Below are 2,609 nucleotides of genomic sequence, written 5' to 3'. Positions count from 1 at the left end.
ACGCAGATGGAGCGATGATCACCAAATCATAATCATCACCAAAAGTTATTGGACTAGTAGGTAATTTATATGTTATCTTCAATGTAGCAGATCCATCGATATATTTTATGGTATCAGTCGCAGGGCTGTATCGAACTGGATAACACCTTATATTTAAGAAAGTGCTTATCTGGTTGTTTTCATCCAGTCCTATGTTAGCAACATAGCTAACCCAGCTACTTGGATACAAGTTCACTGAGTTATAGATCTGCTCAGATTCTAGGTACTGCGCCCCGCCTTCAACGGCATATGCTACAGGTACAGGTTGCGACATGGGTTTTATTTTATGTGCTAGTTGCATTGTTTTGACTTGACCCACATTAAAGTTTAGTTCAACACTTATTATCTTGGTACCTAGTGGATAAGTCTTCGTTGTAGTATAAGCAGGTAGTAATGGTTCTCCTGGATAGGGAACATACTGGTTTGCACCTGCAACTTCTAACTCCGCATATGTAGTACCATCTACATTTATATATGCAATAGCTGGTACTGAAAAAGTTAGACCTGCACTATCTATATTACCACCGTCAGTAACGGGTTTTAAACGTTCAGACATCCCCATTAGAACACTAGCGTCTTTTCCAATTCCCACTGCAGCAAAACTACTAAAGATTAGTAATCCTGCTACAATATACGATAGCTTTTTCATTTTTTAATTACCTCCCATTTATAAAATTTTTATTTACTATTTACTCTCATGCATTTGCTATATAAAAACTTTTTTATAGCTCTTAAAAATCAAAAAAAGACTAAAAATATTAGATACATTAGATATAATTTAATATAGGTGGGCTAAAAACTTTTATGGCCATCATTATGTCGAGCAGCATGTTCGATTCTAGTTATATGTGCGTTGCTAATATCATTGTCTTTAACATCTGTATCAACAGATACAGAAGGAGAATTCTCTTAATTATAAATCCTATATTAATCAAAAATAATTACACAAAGCAGGGTAAAAGCAAAAGATATTAACGATGTTCAAAGCGATTGGTCAGATTCTTTATCTGTATACAGGTCTGTTAGTCAACACTCAATTAATCTTCTGTCATCTCAATTTTTTGTAAAAATCACAAGGTCAATTTCCTTTTCATCACCAGTGCAAAGTCCATTTATAACCTAATTATATTTAAATTAAAATTCTATTTACTTTAAATCTGTTTTTGTTTTATAAGTTTTAAAAGCTTCCTTCGTCTCCTATTTATTACTGATTTAGGAATCTTTGGTTCAATTTTTGTAGCCTCTGTACCGTTAACATCAGAATACTTAAAGACTAATGCGCGATTAAATTGTATTTTTTTGACGACATCTAATGTTTTTTGGAAATCCTCTTCTGTTTCACTGGGAAAACCAACAATAAAATGTGAGACGATTTCTAATTCAGGGCAGGCTTTTTTCAATCTTGCAACAGCATCTACCAAAGCATCGATCTGAACATTACGTTTCATTAGTTTGAGTATTCTAGGACTACCTGATTGAACTGAGATAAGTATGCTTTTTATTTTTTTTCTCGAGAATATTCTCTCAAGATTATCAATGTATTTTATGATCCAGCGTGGATGTGTATTTGCCATTGTTATTGAGTAGTTTCCTTCTATATTTGTTAGTGCATCTAGAAGCTCAGAAAAGTTTGTTTTTATATCAAGTCCATATATACCTACATCATCTGCGGTTAAAACAAATTCAGTGTATCCCTGATTTAGTCCTTCTTTGAACTCCCTGACGCATTGATCTATAGATTTGCTCTTAAGAGGCCCTACCGCTCTTTTTATAGCGCAGTATGAGCAGTTATGTATGCATCCCCTGCTTATCATAATGATATAAGAATTCTCATGTGCTATCACTAACTGGGAGAAAAGTAGATTTTCACTGAGGTATTTTCTTATTATATTTTCTTTTATATAGTTGTATACCTTTCTGATTAATTTAGATTTTTGGATTATTCTTTTAAATATTTTTGCTGGTTGTAATGATACTCCAAATGGGTTGAAATTTTGCCATATTCTGTGTTGTTCGTATATTTTCGAGAGTTTCGTATCGTTATCTGTGAAAATTTCATCTATTACGTTTAGGTTTTTTGTGGGTATGATTTTTCCATCAAATACTTTTTTTAATTTTTCTTGGTCTATATCTGGTAAACAACCTGCTATTATTAATTCTGCATCATATTTTTGGAGTTTGGTTATTGTATCAATACATCTATCTGCAATGTCATTTACAAATGCGCATGTGAAGAAAATTATGTAATTTGCGTCTTTGGGATCGTCAACGATTTCGTAGTTATTTTCCCTAAAATATTGTGAGATGGTTTTGGCGTCGATAGATCTTCTTTGACATGCCATATTGTATATGAATACTTTTTTTTCATGGGTGCCATTTTTTGGTAGTATTTCATTTATCGTCATGTTACTTTAGAGTAGACATAATACAACTATTTATATATTTTACTATAAGATAAAATTGATTTATTCTTTATATATTTTACTATAAGATCAGTAGTTAGGCAAGTAAAGAAGAACATCGATCGTATTCATTTTTACTCCGACGTATTTTTCATGAACATTCTGGCA

2 protein-coding genes are annotated in these 2,609 nt (G+C 32.3%); both read right to left on the bottom strand.

Annotated features, from left to right (window positions below):
* Positions 1 to 688: hypothetical protein (locus tag QHH19_07145; GenBank protein MDH7518095.1), on the bottom strand; the 688-nt coding region annotated here is incomplete at its 3' end.
* A gap of 502 nt (positions 689 to 1,190) precedes the next feature.
* Entirely contained in the window at positions 1,191 to 2,444 is a 1,254-nt protein-coding gene (locus tag QHH19_07140) for a radical SAM protein (protein ID MDH7518094.1), read from the bottom strand.
* Between the last annotated feature and the right edge of the window lie 165 nt (positions 2,445 to 2,609).

This window comes from Candidatus Thermoplasmatota archaeon, assembly GCA_029907305.1.
GTDB lineage: Archaea > Thermoplasmatota > E2 > DHVEG-1 > DHVEG-1 > JARYMC01.
Note: the sequence above shows the minus strand (reverse complement) of the source record. Positions and strands in the feature narration are given on the sequence as shown.